At 40.6% G+C, this 23,344-nt stretch carries 13 protein-coding genes; 5 read left to right on the forward strand and 8 right to left on the reverse strand.

Annotation, left to right across the window (positions count from 1 at the left end; genetic code table 11):
* Positions 1-99: 99 nt before the first annotated feature.
* Positions 100-2,481, reverse strand: coding sequence for a TonB-dependent receptor (locus AQPE_RS20995; protein WP_318348440.1), 2,382 nt, complete (start codon positions 2,479-2,481; stop codon positions 100-102).
* 248 nt (positions 2,482-2,729) lie between these two features.
* Here AQPE_RS20995 and AQPE_RS21000 point away from each other — a divergent pair, with 248 nt between their 5' ends.
* A complete protein-coding gene (locus tag AQPE_RS21000) occupies positions 2,730-3,800 on the forward strand; it encodes a BamA/TamA family outer membrane protein (RefSeq protein WP_318348441.1) in 1,071 nt (356 codons plus the stop codon).
* Between the two features lie 59 nt (positions 3,801-3,859).
* Here AQPE_RS21000 and AQPE_RS21005 read toward each other — a convergent pair whose 3' ends face one another.
* Together AQPE_RS21005 and AQPE_RS21010 are read right to left on the reverse strand one after the other, a co-directional pair.
* Positions 3,860-4,246, reverse strand: coding sequence for a c-type cytochrome (locus AQPE_RS21005; RefSeq protein ID WP_318348442.1), 387 nt, complete (start codon positions 4,244-4,246; stop codon positions 3,860-3,862).
* A 259-nt stretch (positions 4,247-4,505) separates the two neighbouring features.
* Entirely contained in the window at positions 4,506-5,900 is a 1,395-nt protein-coding gene (locus tag AQPE_RS21010; protein ID WP_318348443.1) for an FG-GAP repeat domain-containing protein, read from the reverse strand.
* A 197-nt stretch (positions 5,901-6,097) separates the two neighbouring features.
* On the opposite strand from AQPE_RS21010, the gene AQPE_RS21015 reads away from it, so the two are divergent.
* Both AQPE_RS21015 and AQPE_RS21020 read left to right on the forward strand, forming a co-directional pair.
* Positions 6,098-8,044, forward strand: coding sequence for a 4Fe-4S binding protein (locus tag AQPE_RS21015; protein WP_318348444.1), 1,947 nt, complete (start codon positions 6,098-6,100; stop codon positions 8,042-8,044).
* A gap of 116 nt (positions 8,045-8,160) precedes the next feature.
* Positions 8,161-9,957, forward strand: coding sequence for a tetratricopeptide repeat protein (locus AQPE_RS21020; RefSeq protein ID WP_318348445.1), 1,797 nt, complete (start codon positions 8,161-8,163; stop codon positions 9,955-9,957).
* Between the two features lie 102 nt (positions 9,958-10,059).
* On the opposite strand, the gene AQPE_RS21025 is transcribed toward AQPE_RS21020, so the two are convergent.
* The 4 genes from AQPE_RS21025 to ppdK all read right to left on the reverse strand — a co-directional run bounded on the left by AQPE_RS21025 (position 10,060) and on the right by ppdK (position 15,413).
* Positions 10,060-11,055 carry an LLM class flavin-dependent oxidoreductase gene (locus AQPE_RS21025; RefSeq protein ID WP_318348446.1) on the reverse strand — a complete coding sequence of 332 codons (996 nt, stop codon included), beginning with the start codon at positions 11,053-11,055 and terminating at the stop codon, positions 10,060-10,062.
* Between the two features lie 182 nt (positions 11,056-11,237).
* On the reverse strand, positions 11,238-12,179 hold the full coding sequence (locus AQPE_RS21030) for an IS3 family transposase (protein ID WP_318348447.1): 942 nt from the start codon (positions 12,177-12,179) through the stop codon (positions 11,238-11,240).
* Positions 12,128-12,562: a hypothetical protein gene (locus tag AQPE_RS21035; protein WP_318348448.1), complete on the reverse strand. Its 435-nt coding sequence runs from the start codon at positions 12,560-12,562 to the stop codon at positions 12,128-12,130. Before AQPE_RS21035 ends, AQPE_RS21030 begins: the two co-directional genes overlap by 52 nt.
* Before the next feature lie 127 nt (positions 12,563-12,689).
* Entirely contained in the window at positions 12,690-15,413 is a 2,724-nt protein-coding gene (gene ppdK / locus AQPE_RS21040) for a pyruvate, phosphate dikinase (protein ID WP_318348449.1), read from the reverse strand.
* Positions 15,414-16,771: 1,358 nt separating this feature from the next.
* Here ppdK and clpB point away from each other — a divergent pair.
* Positions 16,772-19,363, forward strand: a complete 2,592-nt coding sequence (gene clpB, locus AQPE_RS21045; RefSeq protein ID WP_318348450.1) for an ATP-dependent chaperone ClpB — start codon at positions 16,772-16,774, stop codon at positions 19,361-19,363.
* Between the two features lie 461 nt (positions 19,364-19,824).
* Here the strand turns inward: clpB and AQPE_RS21050 are convergent, their stop codons facing one another.
* Complete coding sequence (locus AQPE_RS21050; protein WP_318348451.1) at positions 19,825-20,904, reverse strand: IS110 family RNA-guided transposase; 1,080 nt, start codon at positions 20,902-20,904, stop codon at positions 19,825-19,827.
* A gap of 533 nt (positions 20,905-21,437) precedes the next feature.
* Between AQPE_RS21050 and AQPE_RS21055 the strand changes: the two genes are divergently transcribed.
* On the forward strand, positions 21,438-23,303 hold the full coding sequence (locus AQPE_RS21055) for a sensor histidine kinase (RefSeq protein WP_318348452.1): 1,866 nt from the start codon (positions 21,438-21,440) through the stop codon (positions 23,301-23,303).
* Positions 23,304-23,344: the final 41 nt, after the last annotated feature.

The following is a 23,344-nucleotide window of genomic DNA, read 5'->3' on the forward strand; positions in this document are numbered from 1 at the left end:
TTTTTTGTGTATAAAACCTCGGTTACTAAAAATTAGATATTGAAATTCCATCCATTTTCAGGACGGAATTTCAATAAAGCATGACCTGAATAAATCAGATTAAAAACGGTAAGCGAGGCTTAGTCTTAAGTTTCTTGGAGCCTCTGTTTGCCAGTAATAAGCAGGTAGATAATCATAATAGCCGCCGCTATATAGGTATTTATCGAGAATGTTAAATACATTAGCGGTAATCTTGAATTTTTCTTTTTCCCAGAAGATACCACCGTCAAGTTTAAAATAATCAGGCAGGTTCTTTGTGTTTTCGGTTTTGCTCCATGTTGCCGTTGCCCGGTCGATCAGGTAGGTAAAGCCGAGTGAAGCGCCGGTTCCTTTCAATACGCCGTTCTGTATTTTGTAGCTTAGCCAACTGTTTGCGGTGTGTTTGGCAAATCCGGGGATTACATCGCCAACGCTGATCGAAGTAACACCTTCGGTTACTTTAGTTACTTTTGAGTCGGTATAAGCGTAGTTGGCAACCAGATTTAAGCCGGGAAGGATCGTTCCGCGCAAGTCAAACTCAATACCCTGAGATCTTTTCTGTCCTAATTCAACGCTGAGTCCTGAATTTGGGTCACTGTCAGGGTCGCTGGTTAGTTCATGGTTTTTCATGATTCGGTAAATGGCCAGCGAAGTGTTCCAACGGCCATTGCCCCAGTCTTTCTTGATTCCGAATTCGGTATTGTTGCCGGTAATTGGCTTAACATCCTTTCCGTTTGCCAAAATACCCGACTGCGGAGTAAACGCCTGATCGTATAGCGCGTAAACCGAAGTTTGTTTGTCGATTGATGCACTGAGTCCAATGCGTGGCGAAAAATGCCTGGCTTCATCGGGCGAACCTCCCCAGGCCGATTGTTTTACAAAAGTATATCTTCCGGCAAGTGTAAGCCTGATTTTGTTTTCCAGAAAACCCAGTTCATCCTGAAGGTATAGCCCTGAATACTGCTGATCGATCAATCCGCCACTGTACACTGCCCGCGCTTCCAAATTCAGGGTACGGTTAGGGATGGGATATCCATTTACAGGTGTTGTATAGCTTGGCGAGGCTGTGTTAAATTCAGCGCCGATTGAATCTAATTGGTGATTCTGACTCCAGTCAGCCATATAATTTTTTGTTCCCAGATCTAAGCCACCAAGAATGGTGTGACTGATTTGTCCGGTTTGGATTTTTCCATTTACGAAAAACTGAGCTAAAGTCATTTCGCTTTTCGCGTCCCAAATAGAAACGGCACGGATCATCGTTCCGTCAGTATTTACTGCGGCAGGCCACATATCACTTCCTTCCTGAAAAAAAATGTAATAGGCGGCCTGTGCGGTTAATTTCCAGTTCTTGTTAATCTCGTGCTGGAAATTGAACGAAAGGCTATGATCGTTTGTAATTGTTGGAGCCAATCCGGGAGGCATGGTTGTAAAGTCAACAGGCAAAGTTGCGTAGCCTTCCGTAGAGAATACATAAAAGGAGCCGACATCCGACATTTTTGAGTGTTGCAGCGTGTATTCCATCGTTAGTTTGGTACGGTCGTCAAATTGATATGACACTACCGGAGCAATGCTGTAGCGGTTGTTGTATTCGTAAGCACGGAATGAATTTTTATTCTGGCCGGCCACATTCAGGCGATAAAGTAACCGTCCGTTACGGCTTAATTTGCCATCGAGGTCAATGGTAGCGCGGTACAAGTCGTAACTTCCGCTGGTTAAAGTAAATTCGCCTTTGGTTACTCCTGTAGGTTTTTTGGTAACTACATTGTATAATCCGCTCGGATCGCCATTGGCCAGCATAAAACCGGCCGGCCCTTTTACAAACTCAATATGATCAACGAAACTCATATCTTCGGTAAGCGGCCCCCAGTATGAATTAACCACATTGAATCCGTTACGAAACGCCTGAATTTGAGAACCGCGCATCGTGATGTTGGTGTACATATCGCCCCAATGCTCTACTCGTGTTGCTCCGCTAACATTTCGGAGCACGCCATCGCTCATACTGATGACCTGCTGGTCGGCAAGAACTTTTCCGGTTACGATCTGGATGTTTTGGGGCGTTTCCAAAATGGGGCGCATCAAACGCATGGAAGAAGACATCTCGTTGTCTTTATAGGCTCTGGATGCCGAAATAATTACCTCATCCAGTTTCTCACTGCTTTCGTTCAATACAATTTCATGCACAATAACTGTTTTCCCGGATTCGACCTCTACCGGTACTTCTTTAGATTCAAGTCCAATCGATGATATTTGCAGCGTATATTTTCCATGCGGAACTTTCCGAATTTCATAATTACCGCTTTTGTTTGTGGTGGCTCCCATTGAAGTGTTCTTCAACCCAATGTTGACATACTCTGCATGCTGTCCATCTGCAGTTTTTATAGTTCCTGAAATAGTCCCGGTTTGGGCTGTTGAAATACTTATTTGGAAAATAAGCAAGATAAAACCAAGTGTAATTCTCATGATTATTTGTTTTGTGTAAATAACTAGTTTGAAATCTGGGGCAAGATTATTATTTAGAATGATTCTTAACAATCCCTAAATGTTGGGATTTAGCTTGAGGAGAATACTAAGATGTAAGAGGGGTGGCATTGACTTATTATTAATCGCTTCCTTTGGAAAATGATTATTATAAATTACAATACATTTGATACCCAATTTAATAACTTTGGCGCCATTCTTTTCAGGAAGAAAACCTATTTCAGAAAACCATGAATCCAATTAGACCAGCTGTTTTATCCCTCTTTTTGTGTATTTTTATTGTTCTTAATTTATTTTCACAAGACCGTATAAAGGTTAAAAAGGTAAAAATACTGCCTGTACCAACCTTTGGATATTCTCCTGAAACAAAGACTTATGTTGGAGTGGTGTCGCTTTTCACGATAGATCTTTATCAAGATAGTATTACGAGATCGTCCAATTCAAAAGTCGAATTTAACTATACATGGAATAAGCAGATTGTTCTGGAAACTGAATGGAACTACTTTTTAAAAGACGAAGCCTGGTTTACGCAAGGATTATTCCATTATTCGAAATATCCTGACTTGTATTATGGAATTGGTGATAAAACCCTCAATTCGGCTGAAGTCAATTTTGAGAGTGCCCGTATAAAAGCTGATATCGACCTTCTGAGGAATATTAAAAACAAATGGTTTGTCGGTATTGGAATCAACTATTTCAACTTCGCAAAAGTCAGTTATAACAGTTCAAAAATGGTCCATCCGGAATTGAAAGATGCATCAAACGGGGGGCTTAAATTGATTCTGTTAAACGATTCAAGGAATAACATTCTCACACCCACAAAAGGCACATATTTCAAGTTTGTCAATTCGTTTAAGTTTAGTGAAAATTTTTATGACCAAATAACTATAGATATGCGGCAGTATTATGGTTTTGGAAAGAAACAAAACCAGACAATTGCAGGTCGTTTTTATCAGTCTTCAGTCATAAATACTCCGCCATTTTATGACTATTCGCTTGTAGGAGGAGATAAACTGGTCAGAGGTTATTACTTCGGAAGATATCGGGACAAAAACCTCTCAACATTACAGTTGGAATATCGGGTGAATCTCTTTTGGAAAATTGGGCTGGCAACCTTTGGGGGAGTTTCAGCAATTTATCCTGATTTATCTTCTATTGGTAAATTAAGTGCCAAGCCAAATCTTGGCTGCGGATTGAGATTTCTGGTTGACAAGAAAGAAAATACAAGTTTAAGATTTGATTATGCTGTAGGAAGTAACGATCAATCCGGCTTTTATGTGAGTTTTGGTGAATCGTTTTGATAATTATTATTGGTGTCTGAATACATACGAATGGGGCAAAGTGGTTTGGCTTTACCAGATTATTCCGAATTGATGGAAATCAGGTAATCGGTAATTTGGTCAATTTCATCTGACGAGAGCGTCGGTTTGGGCATTTTCTTATTCTTAAAATCAACCAGTTTCTCAAAATCCGGGTCTTGAATCGATTTTTTGATGTATTCGCGATCGACTTTAATTGAATGTTCTTTTCCTCTCTGAATTACAATTACTTCAGTATTTAAAATTTTATTTAATGATGGGCCATACCGGGTTTCGCCCGATAGTGAATGGCAGGTGGTACAGCCAACTGTGGCAAATAAGGTCTCTCCTTTTTGGATGCTTTCCTTAGTCGTTAGTTTATTTCTATTCTGAGAATTACATCCTGAAATTAAGAACACAATCAGGAAAATTAGATTGTTTTTCGCCATTGAACTGATTTGTATATTATCCTGAAGTTCGGGTTCAAATAAATGTTGTCAGCTATTAACACCCGTCCTTTATGAAACGTTCAACGGCTTTCTTTGAATATTAGGATTTCAGAGTGATTTTTGCTTCTGTCTACGTCAGAGGGTTCATAGATTACTAAAGAAAAATCGACCTTTTCAATCCTGAATTCAGGGGAAAAGGTCGATTTTTCTTTAGGTTTTGTGAGTTGAACAGAATACTGATATGGTGGCCTACGTCTGGCTATTTCTTTTTATTGAGTTTTCCGCTGTTTGTCCACAGAGTTATTCTTCCCATCCGGTCAAATGGCGGGTAAGTATGCATATTTCCTGTTACCAGATCAATTTGTCCGTCATTGTTAAAATCGCCGGGTTCGCAACAAAGAATATGCGTCGGATTCTTGGTGATTTCATGTTTAGTGTATTGCATATTCCCTGTATTCTCAAGCCAGATTAAACTATACGAATCGGGTTTATCCCATAAATTAAATTCGCTTACTACGAAAAGATCAAGATCACCGTCATTGTCGATATCAGCAGCACGCACATTGGTTGCACCGGTAAAACTACAAAGCCTGTGAAACTCAAATTTCATGTCTCCCTTGTTTTCAAGCCATTGTGCACCATGCCAAGGGCGTCCTTGTGGCGGAATATAATCAAAGGCATCTCCGTTGCTATATAAAATATCCATGTCTCCATCTTTGTCCAGATCGCACATCGAAATACCGCTTGAACCGTAATCCTGGTTACTTGATCCCCAAATAAGCTTGGGCTGAAAATTTCCCTTTCCATCGTTGATGAAGCAATAAATCTCTTCCCATTCCTGGCTTACCAATGAAACAATGTCGAGATCGCCGTCGTTATCAACATCTACGATTTCTACATTGATTGGTCCCGAAAGATTTTGAAGGATATGTTGTTTAAATTTCCAGCCGCCCATATTCTCAATCCAGCGAGTTTCCCCATCGTCATAGCCGAATTGTGCAACGGCCAGATCCATATCTCCGTCTTTGTCCAGATCGCCTGCCCGAACATCCGAAACTCGCGCAATCTTATCCACAACCAAATGTTTGGTGAAATGACTATGCCCATCGTTTTCAAGAATAACTACCGAGCCTATTTTGTCGTTGTTAGGAAACAACATTCCCAAAACAGCAAGAATAAGGTCCAAATCACCATCATTATCGAAATCGATGGCCTGAATGTGCGCCGGAGCTATTAAATCACCTGCAAGAATTGATTCGGTGTAGACTCCTGCCGGATACTGCCTGATCCAGTTGATGGTGTTGTTTTTTGCATCACAATCAATCACATCGAGCAATCCGTCACCATCCAGATCGACAGCTTGCAGATGTGAAATGAGTGGTGGTTCGGTAAATTTCATTCCGATAGGTAATGAAGTAAGGAAATCGATTTTTTCACCTGAATTATTTATTGCCGCATTTTCGGAACCCGCTTCTTTCGAACCCGTTTTGGTAGTGATTCTCTTGATGGCATCTCCCATGCTCATTCCACTGCGTCTGGCCTGATAATTCAGGAATAAGAGTGGGATTCCAACGATTACGATTAAAATTACGAGGATCGGAATGAGGTTCTTCAGGCCTTTATTCTTTTTTTGTGAAGTTTTTTCTTTCATCATGGTTTAAATTCTGGAGGATATGGTTTAGTATAGTTCGTGCTTCGTTGCATTCGACATAAAACTAATTAAAAAACTAAATTCTCTTGAGTTTTTTTTATAAAATAGTTACTATTGATCCCTGAATCCTTGATTTTAAAGAAAGCTTGAGAGTCTAAAACTAACGTTTACCAAAACTATACCTGATCTTAACTTGCACCTTGAAAAATTTCAGAAAAAACATCTTATACATTCTAATTATTTTTGCGTTTGGATTGATTCCTGCTTTGATCTGCCAAAATTTTACGGGAAAACCTGTTGATCGGAACATTCATGTGCGAAGCTTCCGGTACGGGAAAGATCCTTCCGTAATCCGTTGCAATCGTGGAGACCGACTGCATCTGACTTTCTCAACCGAAGATACCGGGCATTCATTTTTCCTCGAAGAATTTGACATGGATGCGAAGATTAGTCCGGCTCGTGATAAAGTTGAGGTTTTCAGGCCGAGCGATCCAACGAAGGAATCAGTTACAACAGAAGAAGTGACGTTTACGGCAAGTCATCCGGGAATTTTGAATTACCTGGTTGCCCGAAGCAATTACCGCTGTCATGTTTGGTGTGGACCGATGCATGCTTTTGAAATGGGAAAGCTGGTGATTTGGCCCAATACTTTGCTGATTTTCAGCCTTGGGTGCGTGCTTGGAATACTGGTTTTAGGATTGATCGGCATTTTCAGGAAAAAAGCAGAGGAATCACCTGTAAATGTTGAAGAATCAGCTTATAGCGATGTTCTGAAAAACGCTCCGGTTCTCCGGAAGATAATTTCGTCCAGATGGCCGCAAATCATTTTAGCCATACTCTCCATGATGATGATTTACGTGGTGCTCCTGACTACTTTGTTTGGAACTAAAGTTTCTGGCCGTAATCTGGGAGTTCTTTTGATGTGGGCAATCTGGTTGTTTTTACTTGTGGCTTTTCTAACTCCCTTTTTAGGAAGAATATGGTGCACGATTTGCCCCTTGCCAGTTTTTGGAGACTGGTTGCAACGCCGATCGTTTTTCACTCCTCAAAAAGGTAAGACCAATGAATACAACAATTGGTATTCAGGTCTATTCCTGAAATGGCCGGCATACCTAAAAAACGATTGGTTGAAACTGATTGTTTTCTTGATCCTGACTACTTTTTCTACCACGCTAGTAGCCAATCCAATGGCTTCAGCGATAGCGGTAATTTTGCTTGTTCTGGCTCCTACATTGATGTCTGTATTCTGGGAAAACCGTACTTTCTGCCGCTACATTTGCCCTGTAAGTGCATTCGTTGGCCCTTTTTCCCGGATGAGCCCGATTGCTCTTCGAAGTAAATCTCAGCAGACTTGCGATAACTGTAAACCTCATTATTGTCAAAAAGGAAGCCCCAAAGGATGGGCGTGTCCATATGGTTTGAATGTGGGGCAAATCAAAGAAAATCAGGATTGTGGACTTTGTCTGGAATGTACCCGAAGTTGTTTGTATAACAATGTAACCATCTACAAACGGCCTTTTTTCTCCGAACTTGGAATACGGAGTAGGAGCGAAGCCTGGCTGACGATGGCTGTGTTCTCACTTTCAATTGTGTACAGCATTTTGTATGAAGGAACCTGGTCCGAAGTTCGTGACTATGTCAATATTCTGGACAAACAAAACTGGGGTCTTTTCGGTTTATACACCTTGTTTGTTTGGACACTTTCATTGGTTTTGGTTCCCGGCCTGGTTTATCTTTTGTCGTGGACAGCAACAAAACTCTCCGGAATAAAACACAGCACCAATGAAGTGTTTCTGGCTTCAACCGGGGCTTTGCTTCCATTAGGGCTGATGCTTTGGATCGCTTTTGTCATCCCGATGCTCTTTGTCAATGTCACTTTTATTCTTCAATCCATGTCCGATCCATTCGGCTGGGGTTGGGATTTTTTCGGTACGGCAAATATTCCATGGCATCAGTTTGTGCCAAGTCTTGTTCCCTGGCTTCAGTCATTGCTTATTTTAATCGGACTTGGCTACAGTTTGCGGAATCTAAAAAAGACATTGTCGAATGAATATCTTTCAGCAAAAAAGCTATTTCTGATTATGTTGCCGATGGCTGTTCTAATTATAACAGTGGCAGTGTTTATGATATTTTTTCATACGAACTAGAAAAGATTCAGGAACTTAGCTGGGAGGGTTTATATGCCTTTGGGGCAAACAATAGAATCTTTAAAACTGATCTGAATTTAAATTTTGATATATTTAGCCAACTAAACTTAAGCAGAATGTTCAAGAAAAAGAAGAATATTTTTTTTATTGCCGGACTTGTTATTGTTTTAATTGTTTTGGTAAAGATCGTTCCGGAAATTCCTTACCGAAGCAATATTCCATCACTTCCTGATCTGACAAACGTCTCTGATTCTCTCAGAGTCCAAATTAAAGTGGCATCCTCCAAAGCATATCGTAATCCCTCTTGTGATAATCTGGGAAGGCTTGGGATGGTTTATCATTCAAGTACATATTACAAAGAGGCACAAGTGTGCTACGAGCTTGCCATTAAAAGAGACAAGACGCAATGGATCTGGAATTATTATTTGGGTTCCCTAAATATGGAAATGGGTGAATCTGAGAAAGCGATTACTAATTTTAAGACGGTTATAAAACTTAATCCTGACAATCACCTGGCTTGGTATTATCTTGGTATTGCTTATGAAAACATTGGGGAAAACGATAAGGCAGAATTAGCTTTTTTAAATATTGAATCATTAAAAGGAGACGATAGTCGGGGTGAATTACCACAACGGACCGACCATTTTACATTGAATATTTATGCCAGGTATCAGATGGCCCGCATATACATGAAGGCCGAAAAATTGGGTTATGCTGAAAATGTTCTTCGGCAAATCCTTTACGAAAATCGCTCGTTTGGAGCTGCATACCGACTTCTCGGAGATATATACAGCAAAAAGGGAAACAAGGCGCTAAGCGACCAGTTTATTTTACGGGCGAATGATAAGATTACCTACAATATCCCAGTTGATAACCTGATGGATAAGTTAACCCTGCTTTCAAAATCCGATCTTTATTTATTGAAGCAAATTGATGAGGCTAAAAGAACCATTTATCCTGAATGGGTTTATAAACTGATCAGTAATGCATTGCAGGTTATGCCTGAAAATAAATATGTAATTTCGAAAGCAGTTAAGTTTTATGTTGAAATTGGTGCAGCTAAACTGGCATTTCCGCTTCTTACTAAGCATTTGGATTATTACAAGGATGATGTTAACGAAATCAACGAGGTGGCTAATTTGTTGGTGAAGGACGGTGCGTATTCTGAATCGTTGCCCTATTTTAATCAGACTTTGAAGCTCAATCCTGAAGCAACCGATCAAAAACTAAGTCTGGTATTTGCTTCATACAAGGCTGGAATGAAGGACAAATCTCTGATTTTTTTAGATGAACTAATTAATAAGGATAAGAATGATGTTGCGGTAATCTCGCGAGGTATATATGTTTTGTTGACTTTGGGTGAAATTGAAAAGGCAAAAGCTTATTTAGGTGAACTTAAAGGGACTGCACTCACGAATCCGAAAGTGCAACAGTGCGCCGGAATGATTGCAGAACATGAAGGCAAACCGGATGTTGCACTTACTCAATATGAAAAATCGTTTGGTGGTGATCCGATGGATTTAAATACTATAGAAATGCTTGGAAATATACTTGTGAAAAAGGAATTATGGAATCGGGCCATTGAACATTTCAGAAAAGCGCTGACCTACCATCCTAATGAAGCATTTTTACTGGAAAGGCTGGGAACCTTGTTAATTACTTGTCCGGTTATTTCGCTCCGAAAAATTGATGAAGGTATTGAATATGCTCAACGGGCAGTAGACCATAAGTCCTGCTCAACCGAGACTGCAATTGCAGCAGGGAGCAGCTTAGCGGAGGCCTACACAGCCAAAAAAGATAAAAAAACGGCCCTTAGTTATTTGAATATGGTCATTGACTTGGCTCAAAACAGCAATACCCCCAAAGATTATCAGCTAAATCTCCAAAGAAAATTAAAGGAGCTTAGTCAATAGCACTAGTTTCTTGTTTGTAAATATTCAGCAAAATGATTTAAAATGAAACCTTCTGAAGATCTTAAGATTGGTGGGTCATGTCGTTTAATTTCGGCTAAAGACCTACTTTATATCTATTGATTCATGAAGCAGGGAAAATGATCTCAACTTTGCCTCCTTATCGTATATATTACTTGAAACCATAAGTTCATCAATACCGGTTTCAGCTATAAATTGGGATAGCTTATTTCTCAATGTATCACTGTTGCCAGTAAAAGTGCAAGCCATCATACTATTTACTGCTGAACGCACGGCAGGAATTCTAAATGTTTCTGGTAATTCTCCGGGTGGCTGTATGGGTTTGCGCGAATTGGTAACCAGTCCAACGAATAAGCGGATAAGGCTTGTTGACAGAAATTCAGCTTCAACATCAGTCTCTGCGGCAATGACATTGACACATGCCATTACGTAGGGCTGATTTAACTGTTTGGAGGATTTGAAATTTTTACGGTAAATATCTATTGCCATCCGGAATTGTGCCGGAGCAAAATGAGCAGCAAACGCATATGGTAGTCCCATTTGAGCAGCCAGGTAAGCACTGTCGGTACTTGAACCTAAAATCCAGAGAGGTATGTTTAATCCTTCTCCAGGGAAAGCACGCACATTTGCTGAACTATTCTCCTTACTGAAATAGGTCTGTAATTGCTTTATGTCGTTGGGAAAATCATAGGTAGAGTTCATGTTGTTACGTCTTAATGCCATCGCCGTTAGTTGGTCCGTCCCTGGTGCCCTTCCCAGGCCAAGATCAATTCTTCCGGGATATATGGTTTCCAAAGTTCCGAATTGTTCTGCGATCACCAACGGGCTGTGGTTCGGTAGCATGATTCCTCCTGAACCTACGCGAATCCTGTTTGTTTTGGAGGCAACGTGGCTAATCAATACCGCCGTTGCTGAACTTGCAACAAATTCCATGTTGTGATGCTCTGCCATCCAGATCCGTTTATATCCCAGTGATTCTGTGTGTATAGCCACTTCAGTTGTTCTTTCAATGGCGCTTCGCAGATTTCCTCCTTCAACAACTGTTGCCAATTCCAGAACTGATAAAGGTATTTTATGCATTGTTATTGTTTTTAATCGAAAGTTTGACCTGTACGATGTGAAATTAATGATTGCCTGTTGATCTGTTTGGAGATTTAGAACAGTTAAAGGCAAGAATAGTTTGGTTTGTCAATTCTGGAACTTTTTTTTGCGGTTCTGAGTTTGGTTAACCATCTGACTAGTCCTAAATAAGCGATACAGATTTATAGGACTAAATTAATAGATTCACTGACCGTTTCAAAGCTAGCTTTGAAACGGTCAGTTTTTTTATAGCTTTTAATTTTAATGGTCTGTTGTTTATGCATTTGCTCCGGAGTTAGCATGTGGCAAGACCAATGAGGTCGTTTGGTATTGTAAATTTCAATACTGTCTTTTACTAACTGTTGCATCACCGGGAGTTCTACCCGGTAATCTTCAAGCATAAATTCCTGTTTCAGTATCCCGTTAACACGCTCTGCAACGGCATTGGTATAGGGATCGTACGATTCGGTCATACTGCATCTTACCTTCTTCCTGGTTAAAATTTGCTGGTAGGCATCGCAACAATACTGTAAGCCTCTGTCTGAGTGGTGTATCAGTGTATTGGCTTTGTACGACCGGCTTTTCAATCCTTGTTTTAAAGCACGTATGGCACCATCTGAGCTCAGGTTTTCTGAAACATCATGCCCGACTATCTTCTTGGAATAAGCATCGGTTACCAAGGCCAGGTATTGCTGGTTCTCCCGATTCCCGATGTAAGTGATGTCGGCTACCCAAACCTGCTCCGGTTGCGTTGGAACAAGTTCTGCAACCAGGTTCTTGTGTTTATGGAAACGGTGATGTGAATCCGTAGTTTTCCGATAACTCCTTGCTGGTTTTATCAGCAGGTGGTTTGCCTTCAGGATAGAAAAAAGCCGATCCCTGCCCACTCCCAGTGCTTTGAGCCGATCCTCCAACAAATAGTATAGCTTACGGGTACCAAGACGCGGCAATTGCCGGCGAACCTGATGCACCATCGCAACTACCTGCGAGGCTTTCCCCCGGCTTCGAGTCAAAGAGGATTTACTGCGATAATATACCTGTCTGCTTACCCCGAACAAGTCACAGGCTGAAACTATCGTTTCTTTTCTTTCTTCACGGCTTCGGTCGACTGTTCGGGTAAACATTTTTTTCTGATCGGGATATTGAACTCTTTCTCGGCCAAATCAATCATCATATCAAACAGGACCGCCTTGCGGTCGGCCCGGTCGATCTGGTGCTCTAAAAAAGCTTTTTGCTTCTCCAGTAACTTGACCTTTTGCTCCAGTTCAAGAATCGTTTGTTCCTGGCTCTTTGGCATATGCGATGGAGTTTGGTTTTCCCAATCAAAGGTACCATATTTCCGGAGCCAATTGATGACTGTCGCATTCCCCTGGATACCATATTTACGCTGAGCCCCTTTTAAACTGAGATGACCTCGTTCTACTTCATGAACTACTCCAAGTTTGAAGGTCATCGAATAATCCTTCTGACTGCGCTTAATGTACTCTTTAATAATTTCTTCTTTCATAGTGTTACTTGTTGTGTAACGCTATTTCAGGACTAGACAATCTAAAAACAAAAGGGAACAACCCTTTCGGATCATTCCCTTTATTTATTTTTAACTCCGGACTTCGAACTTCGGACTCCGAACTTTTTTATTTACTGTGTTTGATATTTGCCTGAGCAGCAGCCAAACGTGCAATTGGCACACGGTATGGCGAACAACTTACGTAGTTCATTCCCACTTTATCGCAGAATTCAACCGAACTTGGTTCGCCGCCATGTTCGCCACAAATACCGACTTTCAGGTCGGGTTTCGTCTGGCGGCCACGGTTTACACCAATTTCAACCAGCAAACCTACACCGTTCTGATCCAATACCTGGAATGGGTCTTGTTTCAGGATGCCGCGGTTGAGATAATCGGGTAGGAATTTACCAGCGTCGTCGCGCGAGTAACCCAAAGTCATCTGGGTTAAGTCGTTGGTTCCGAATGAGAAGAAATCGGCTTCGGCAGCAATGTGGTCGGCTGTTAAAGCAGCGCGTGGAATTTCGATCATAGTACCTACCAAATAATCGATACGGTCGCCTTTTTCAGCAAATACTTTCTCGGCAACACTGCGGATGATTTCAGTCTGGTTTTTCAATTCGGCAACAGTACCTACCAGCGGAACCATAATTTCAGGACGGGCATCGATACCTTTAGCTTTCAAATTCATGGCAGCTTCGATGATGGCACGAGCCTGCATCGCAGTAATTTCAGGATAAGTAATACCCAACCGGCAACCACGGTGACCCAACATCGGGTTAAATTCGTGCAGCGATTCCACTTTGTGTTTCACCTGTTCAACCGAAATGCCCATTTCAGCGGCCATTTCTTTCTGGTTGGCTTCTTCGTGAGGTACAAATTCGTGCAATGGTGGATCGAGCAAACGAATAGTAACGCCATAACCGGCCATCGCTTCAAAAATTCCTTCGAAGTCGCTGCGCTGCATTGGCAACAGTTTTTCGAGCGCTTTTTCGCGTCCGGCAACGTCGTCGGCCAAAATCATTTCGCGCATGGCTTTAATGCGGTCGCCTTCGAAGAACATGTGCTCGGTACGGGTCAACCCAATACCTTTTGCACCGAAGTTTCGGGCGATCTGTGCGTCTTTTGGTGTATCAGCGTTGGTGCGTACACTCATGCGGGTATATTTTTCTGCAATTTCCATCAGTTCGCCAAAGTATCCACTCAATTCAGGATCGATAGTAGCAATTTTACCATCGTAAACTTCACCGGTAGTACCGTTCAGCGAAATAAAATCGCCTTCTTTAAAGGTTTTTCCATCAACCACCATGGTGCGGGCTTTGTAGTCGATCTGCAGCGATCCGGCACCCGAAACGCAGCATTTTCCCATACCACGGGCAACAACAGCAGCGTGCGAGGTCATACCGCCACGGGCTGTCAAAATACCCTGAGCTACGGTCATACCACGAAGGTCTTCAGGTGAAGTTTCGATACGAACCAATACCACTTTTTTGCCTTCAGCAACCCATTCGGTAGCTTCGTCGGCAAAGAATACGATTTGGCCTGTGGCAGCTCCAGGAGAAGCAGGCAAACCTTTTGCCAGAACACGGGCAGCTTTGATGGCTTTTTTATCGAATACTGGGTGTAGTAATTCATCGAGTTTGTTAGGCTCAACGCGGAGTAAGGCTGTTTTTTCGTCAATCAAACCTTCTTTCAGCATGTCGATGGCAATTTGCACCATAGCAGCTCCGGTACGTTTCCCGCTGCGGGTCTGCAACATCCACATTTTGCCTTCCTGAATGGTGAACTCCATATCCTGCATGTCTTTGTAATGCTTTTCAAGGTTCTTCTGGATGTTGAACAAAGCCTGGTACATTTCAGGCATTGCTTCTTCAAGCGAAGGATATTTGGCAGCGCGGTCGGCTTCAGAAACGCCAGCCAGAGCAGCCCAACGTATCGAACCTTCTTTGGTAATTTGCTGTGGGGTACGGATACCGGCCACAACGTCTTCGCCCTGAGCATTGATCAGATATTCACCATTGAATAAGTTTTCACCGGTTCCGGCATCGCGGCTAAAGCAAACGCCTGTTCCTGAAGTCAGACCCATGTTACCGAATACCATAGCCTGAACGTTAACTGCAGTTCCCCATTCTTCAGGAATCTGGTTCAGCTGGCGGTAGTAGATCGCGCGGTCGTTCATCCAGCTATTGAATACGGCACAAACAGCACCCCAAAGTTGTTCGTATGAACTTTCAGGAAAATCGTGACCGGTTTTGGCTTTTACGGCAGCTTTAAATTTGGTAACCAGTTCTTTCAGTGCATCTACCGAAAGTTCGTTATCGTTGATAACACCTTTTTCGTGTTTTACTTCTTCCAGAATTTCTTCGAAAGGATCGATATCGGTTTTTGATGTGGGTTTCATGTCAAGAACTACATCGCCATACATTTGAACAAAACGGCGGTAGCTATCCCAAACGAAACGTGGATTGCCGGTCTTTTTTGCCATGCCTTCCACCACAGTGTCGTTTAATCCGAGGTTTAAAATAGTATCCATCATCCCGGGCATTGAGGCACGTGCACCAGAACGAACTGATACTAAAAGTGGATTGGTGGAATCGCCAAACTTGCCACCGGTTTGTGCTTCAACTTGAGCAATTGCGGCCTCAACATCAGCTTTGATAAGTTCGACCACGTAGTCACGACCCAGTTTGTTGTAAAGGGTACAAACATCAGTAGTGATAGTGAATCCAGGAGGAACAGGAACACCAATCAGGTTCATTTCTGCAAGGTTTGCGCCTTTACCTCCAAGTAAATTTTTCATATCAGCTTTTCCTTCAGCTGCACCATTCCCAAACGTGTAAACGTACTTTGTCATAGAGTGTTAGTTTATAAATTATTGATATGTTATCGGTTATTTTTATTTAGGTGTGTAATGTCTTGGTTAATCTCACGTATTTAAATCAATTGTTTGTACTACATATTAAAATTGAATCCCAAAATCAAACGTACAAGTATCAATTTTGTTTTTGATTTCAGAGTGATGCAAATATATATATTCGTTCATCAAGCTAAAAGCACTTTCTTAACTTTAATTTAATGTTGGTGAGTTTTTATTGCTATGGATCAAAAAATCTGTAGTTCAGGTAATTCAATAGTATGTTGAATTAATTGTTTTTGCTTGTCCCTTTTTATGTAATAAGAATATTTAAATGTCGCATTTTAAATTCTACCGATATTGTTGACTCACCCCATCGCATCTGCGATGCTCTGCCCCTCTCTAAGAGTAGAGAGGGGAGAAGCCCCCGAGTACTCGGGGGCTTGGGGTGAGTGGATTCAAAACACGACATTATATTTTTGCCATTACTTAAAATATCTTTTTGCTTGAAATTTTATTTCAGAAATGCTTACAACTCGTGTTCTCAGTAATCTTAACATTACTTAACGATCGTTTAAACATCTTAACTGAACGGTGATTTATCTTTGTTGTGTAGCTAGAAGCAAGTAATAACACAGAATAGGTTTTTTCATAGAAATAGGTTAGGTTAGGTTGAAAAGGATGGTTGGGGCCATCCTTTTTTTTGTCCTTTTAATTTTGATTTTAGTAGTGTGAGTATAAATCAGAAAAAACTGCCAAATATGGATATTCGATAATTTTAATCTTCTTTAACGTTGATTCAGATGTGTTAACAGAGTTGGTCAGTATATTTGTAGAGGCAATATAGAGATAAAAGTTTAGTTTTTTTCATAGAAATAGGTTTGGTTAGTTAGAAAAGGATGGCAGGGGTCATCCTTTTTTCATTAGCAGATTTTATTCTAAAACTGACTCTTAGTTGCCCTGAAAAAGGGATGGTGATGATTTAAAGTTCTTTAACTTTCATTCAGGTGCATTAACTTAATCGTGAGTTATTTTTGTATCAGACATTAGAAGTAAAAGTTTAGTTTTTTTTCATAGATAAGTTTGGTTTTGTGAGGAAAGGATGAAGAGATTCATCCTTTTTTTTATTGCGGTTTTTATTGTTTATCATATTTATGAATCAATTTGAGCCTTGAAATGTCCGAAAAATGAATTTTTATGTCAAAAAGTCGGTTGATTTTGATTATTTCTGAAATATTTTCCATAGAAGCATTCATTACCAGTCAATTTGTCTCGTGTTCGTGCGAAAACGATATTGGCAAACCATTTGATTGCTTCGATTCGTTATCTTTATTTTGGAAACAGTTAAAACTAAGTATATGAACTTTAATAATTTCACCATTAAGTCGCAGGAAGCTATTCAACATGCTTTTGAGGTGGCACAGGGCAAGCAACAGCAAGCTATTGAAACGGGACATGTTTTGAAAGGTCTTTTTCACGAAGCAGAAAACGTAGTTGGATTTTTGTTGAAAAAACTGGGTTCAAACCCGGTTGCGATTCAACAGGCGCTCGACCGCATTGTAGATTCGTATCCGAAAGTTACCGGAGGCGAACCTTATTTATCGACTGATGCCAACAAGGCTTTGCAGAAGTCAATTGCGATCATGCAGGAAATGAACGACCAGTTTGTCTCGGTTGAGCATATTTTAATGGGATTGCTGGAAACCGGAGATACCATTAGCCATCTTCTGAAGGATTCTGGAGTTTCCAAAAAGGAACTTGAAATGGCGGTAAAAGAACTTCGGAAAGGAGCCAAAGCGGACAGCCAGAGTGCTGAAGATAAATTTGATTCACTAAACCGATTTGCTGTTAACCTGAATCAACGAGCCCGTGACGGGAAGCTTGATCCTGTTATTGGTCGCGACGACGAAATCCGCCGTATTCTTCAAATCTTATCCCGAAGAACAAAAAATAATCCGATTTTGATTGGCGAACCTGGAACAGGAAAAACTGCCATTGCAGAAGGTTTGGCGCAACGAATTGTTCGTGGCGATGTGCCTGAAAACCTAAAAACAAAACAGCTCTTTTCGCTTGATATGGGCGCTTTGATTGCTGGGGCAAAGTATAAAGGCGAATTTGAAGAACGTTTAAAAGCTGTTGTAAACGAGGTTGTCTCAGCAAATGGCGAAATTATTCTGTTTATCGATGAAATTCACACCTTGGTTGGTGCTGGTAAAAGTGATGGAGCCATGGATGCTGCAAATATTCTTAAACCTGCTTTGGCACGTGGAGAACTTCGGGCAATAGGAGCAACAACATTAAATGAATATCAGAAATATTTTGAAAAGGATAAAGCGCTGGAACGCCGTTTCCAGATTGTGACTGTTGACGAACCGGATACTTTAAGTGCCATCGCGATTTTGCGTGGATTGAAAGAACGGTACGAAAATCACCACAAGGTGCGAATCAAAGATGAAGCAATTATTGCTTCGGTTGAACTGTCGCAAAGGTATATTACCGAACGTTTTTTGCCGGATAAGGCTATCGATCTGATGGACGAAGCCGCAGCGCGTTTGCGTCTGGAAATGGATTCGGTTCCGCAGGAATTGGACGAAATTGACCGCAAAATTATGCAGCTCGAAATTGAACGGGAAGCCATTAAACGCGAAAAAGATGAGAAAAAGCTTTCTGTTTTGAATGAAGATATTGCCAATCTGAAACAGGAACAATCGAAATTCAGGGCACAATGGCAGCTCGAAAAGTCGCTGATTGATGGAATTCAGCAAAAGAAACAGGAAATTGAATCGATGAAACTCGAAGCCGATCAGGCTGAACGTGCCGGTGATTTTGGTCGGGTGGCTGAAATCAGGTATGGTAAAATAGGGGAATCCGAAGCGGAAATTGAGAAATTAAAAGCAGAATTAAGTAATAATAAAGCTCAGCATTTGATTAAGGAAGAGGTTGACGCTGAAGATATTTCACAAATTGTTTCGCGCTGGACTGGTATTCCGGTTGCCCGAATGTTGCAGAGTGAACGCGAAAAGCTTTTGCATTTGGAAGATGAACTTCACCAGCGGGTGATTGGACAGCATGAAGCGATTCGCGCGGTTTCTGATGCCGTCCGAAGAAGTAGGGCAGGGCTTCAGGATGAGAAACGACCTATCGGTTCCTTCATTTTTCTTGGAACTACCGGGGTTGGAAAAACCGAACTGGCAAAAGCGTTGGCTGAATACCTGTTCGATGATGAGAATATGCTTACCCGAATCGATATGTCGGAATATCAGGAAAAATTTTCGGTGACCCGGCTTATTGGTTCTCCTCCCGGATACGTTGGATATGACGAAGGTGGTCAGTTAACTGAAGCTGTTCGCCGGAAACCCTATTCTGTAATTCTTTTCGATGAAATTGAAAAGGCACATCCGGATGTTTTTAACGTATTACTTCAGGTTTTAGACGATGGTCGTTTGACGGATAACAAAGGTCGAGTGGCCAATTTCAAGAATACGATTATTATCATGACCTCCAACATCGGATCGCATTTGATTCAGGACCGTTTTGAGAAAATGAATGAACGAAATATGGCGGAAATTGAGGAGCAAACCCGTACCGATTTGTTTGAGCTACTCCGTAAAACAATTTCACCTGAATTTCTGAATAGGATTGACGATGTAATCATGTTTACGCCGTTGACTAGAAAAGATATTCGCGAAATTGTGAAATTGCAAATCAATCTGATTTTGAAGCGTATTCCGAATAATCAATTTACGATTGAAGTGTCAGAAGAAGCCATTGACTGGCTTGCCGTAGTTGGTTATGATCCAACGCATGGTGCACGTCCGGTAAAGCGAATGTTGCAGAAATACCTGATTAACGATTTGTCGAAGGAAATACTTTCAGGAAGAATGGAAGGCAGAACGAAAGTAATGGTTGCCGTTGAGAACGATGAAATTGTATTTAGGTACGAATTTTAAGCGAATCAAAAACGCGACATAGAGATTAAGCAAAAAGCCCCTTCTATGTTGTAATCCAAATTCTTTGAGCATTATTTTTTCTGACTATTTTTTTCTGTTTTTCAAATCGCTTGGTCCCAATAGATTATCTTTGCTTTTAGTAAAGAGGAAGGGGACACAGGCTCTGCTGGGGAGCAACCTGTCAGCAATACTCTTTACGGATACACTGTATAAGGGAAGGTTTTCGAACCTTCCTTTTACTTATACAGGAATCCAGATATGGCTAAGAAAAACCCAATGTTTTAAGTTTTAAGCCGATGGACGATAAACATCTCATAAAAACAACCTTCTATCAGTAGACAAATTAATGCTACATTTCCCTGTTTCAGTTTTTACAAGTAAAGAGCCGCATTCTCGTTAAGCAGACTAAGCTGCAAGGGGCAGTTAGCGGTCACTTTGATATACTGATTGTTTTTAAGGATTCATTTGACAACTCCCGGAACATATTCCACTTTGTTTTTGAGTACATAATACATTCGGTTCAATACTTTTCTTGCAATTCTGACAATCGCTTTGTTTGGGTCCATTCTCTTGATATAACTATGATAGCTCATCGTCAGGGCAGGATCAAACCTTGCGGCAAACCAGGAACTCTCAATTAATGATCTTCTGAGAGTATTATGTCCCCGAAACGTCATTTCCCCGTTATTGGCTTTTTCCCCGGAAGAGTGATAATTGGGAACCAGTCCTACAAACCCGGCAAAATGATCAGTGTTTTCAAACCGTTCAATATTTTCGATCTCTGTCAAGAACGTGATGGCAGTTATTAGCCCAATTCCAGGTATAGTTCGCAGCAAAGCGATATTTCCAGCATATCTTTCACTGCGCGACAATAACCTGATCTCTCTAAGCACTTCCAGCAATAGTTTCCGTTGTTGTTCGGCCTCTTGCACCAATATTTTTAACGCCTGTGTCCCGGATCCGTGTTGCAATGAAACTTCACCGAGCCATTTCATAAATCTCTTTGACCAATGGGACCCAGATTTTTCAAATTCCGGTGGATAATCGATTCCATAGAAGTACAGAAACGATTTAATCCGTTGCTTGAACCGAACCATGTCTTTGACCAAAGTTGCCCGCATACGAACCAAGGACCTGTCTTCCAACGTTGATGAACTTGGAATGTATATAGACTTTAAATCACCTGAACGTAATGACCGTGCTAGTTTTCGGCTGTCAGTCGGGTCATCTTTCTGCAATTGCTCCTTCTGTGAGGTCGGAACATCTGCCGGGTTGATAACGACATTGTTTATTCCCATTTCCTTTAACCTGTAATGAGTCCAAAAACCACTAAAACCAGCTTCATATACCGAATTGTAATTGCCACCGGGAAAATTACGCTTCAGGTAGTTGCACAATATTACTGCACTGGCAGGCTGGGTAAATGTTTTATGTAACAGCTCTTCTGTTAAAATTGTCACTGTCCAGCTTTTCAGGTGAACATCAATCCCGACAAAAAAATTTTGTCCTTTAAAATCTAATTCCGTCTTTTGTGTTTGCATAAGTCTTTGAGTTTTATTAGTTAATAGCGTAACTAAAAATAATACTCTTTTGACTTATGCTACTTTAGCAAAATCGTATATTACAAACATAGGGACTCGTTTATGCATGGCATAACGGGGGGCTTTTGTGAATATTAAAGCTTTTTATCTGTTTCTAATTTGTTTTTTTTATAATCAGATGTCCGCCCGACAAGTCTTTGGGAGGGCCTAAAATCATCATTTTGGCCATCCTCGTGAGTGAGTAATATTTACTCATGGCTCGTTTCCTGTGATCCTGATTAGCCACTGATTTCCGCCGATTTATAAGAATGTGTTCTCGTCACAACATCAAGCTGTGGCTAATTTTTGTTTTGCGACTGACAAAATCACGAACATCTTCGGTTTAATTTATTCACTAATTGTTTTTGTCTTTGAGTCAATCGGTAAAATTTGGCTTCAAATAATTTTACAAAGCATAAACAAAACATGGTTATTATTTGCGTACAAAGTTACCTTTGCAAATACAGCAATGTAACCATAATCAACAGCCAACGATGAACTTAATTTTTACAATATATTCTGTATTGTTTCTGGCAACTGCATTAGTCTCATTTTTTGTTTCATTTCTTGCCTGGCAACGACGATTGGTAAACGGGGCGAAAGAGCTTGTTCTATTGATGATAGCTATAGGTCTTGGTGCGTTTTGTCTCATATTTGAGACCGCCTCACTTTCCATCACAGAAAAGATATTATGGTCAAAGCTCGAATTCTTTGGTGGCATTACTGCTCCTGTGCTTTACTTAATTTTTGTTCTTCGTTATACTGGTAAAGACAAATTTCTATCCCCGAAATATTTATTCCTTTTATTTATTATTCCATTAATCACGCTGGCTCTAACGATAACCAATGAAAAACACAGTTTAATCTGGGTTGGATTTTCAGCCATATCGGAAGAAACAAATCTTATGGAATATTACCATGGGCTTGGATTTTGGCTTGGATATATAGTCTATTCCAACCTCATGTTGCTTTTTGCTGCCATCAATTTAATTGGATTTATTCTTCATCAAAATAAACCTTTCCTCACCCAGGGATTAATTCTTTTGATCGGAGGTCTTTTCCCCTGGATAACAAGCTTTATATATCTTACAGGCAACAGTCCTGTTATTGGTTTAGATATTACTCCTGTAAGTATTTTGTTGAGTGGCATCATAGCCGCATTTGCAATTCTAAATATTCGATTTCTCGACCTTGTACCTGTGGCTCGGGAAACACTGGTTGAAACTTTACCTGATGGAATCCTGGTTCTTGATGGTCAAAACAGAATACTGGACATAAATGGAGTCGCTCTATTATTCTTAGGTATCCAAAATAAAAATATTATCGGGTTACCGGTCCAATCCACCGTAGCTTCAGAAATACAACTACTGAATGCGGTAATTGACCGCGAAACAAACGATCAGACACATGAAGTTCGAAGTCGCGCTGAAATTAGAACCTTCAGGATACTAAAGCATTTTGTAAAAGGCCAGATAGAAAGCCGTTTGGTTATTATCCGCGACATTACAGAACAGAGAAAAGCGGAGTGTGAGTTAATCAAGGCAAAGGAACATGCAGAAGAAAGTGATCGCTTAAAATCAGTCTTTCTGGCTAACATGAGCCATGAGATTCGCACACCGATGAATGGCATACTCGGCTTTGCTGATTTGCTGAAAGACAGAGAGCTTTCCAATGAAACATCACAAGAGTATTTGTCGATTATTGAAAAAAGTGGGATGCGATTATTGAATATTATTAACGAGCTGATTGAGATTTCAAAGATTGAATCGGGTACGATGGGAATCAATATGTCTGAAACCAATGTAAATGACCAAACCCAGTTTGTTTTTAACTTCTTTAAGCCTGAGGCTGAACGAAAAGGATTATTTCTGACAGTAAAAAACTCACTTTCTGGTTCTAAAGCAATTATATGCACTGACTGTGAAAAGCTTTATGCTATCCTAACCAATCTGGTAAAAAATGCGATCAAATTCACCAATGCCGGAACCATTGAAGTTGGTTATAAATGCATTGAATCAAATAGCTTGTCTTCGACTTCAGAATTGTTGTTTTTTGTGAAAGATACCGGAATAGGAATATCACCTGAACTCAAAGAAATTATTTTCGAACGATTCAGACAAGGGAGCGAATCGCTAAATAAAAGATTTGAGGGTATCGGACTGGGCTTAGCTATATCAAAAGCTTATGTCGAAATGTTGGGTGGTAGAATCTGGATTGATACTGATTCTGAGGTTGGATCAGTTTTTAATTTTACAATTCCTTATTGCAATAACGGGACAAATAAACAATCCAATAAAGGGTTTATCCAGGATAAATTAGGTGTAAATGCAGAGAATACGAATGAAACTTTAATTGCCTAAGATAATCAGGTTTCTTCCTAAATAATATTGATAACTGGAAT

The organism is Aquipluma nitroreducens (assembly GCF_009689585.1).
GTDB classification, from domain to species: Bacteria; Bacteroidota; Bacteroidia; order Bacteroidales; family Prolixibacteraceae; genus Aquipluma; species Aquipluma nitroreducens.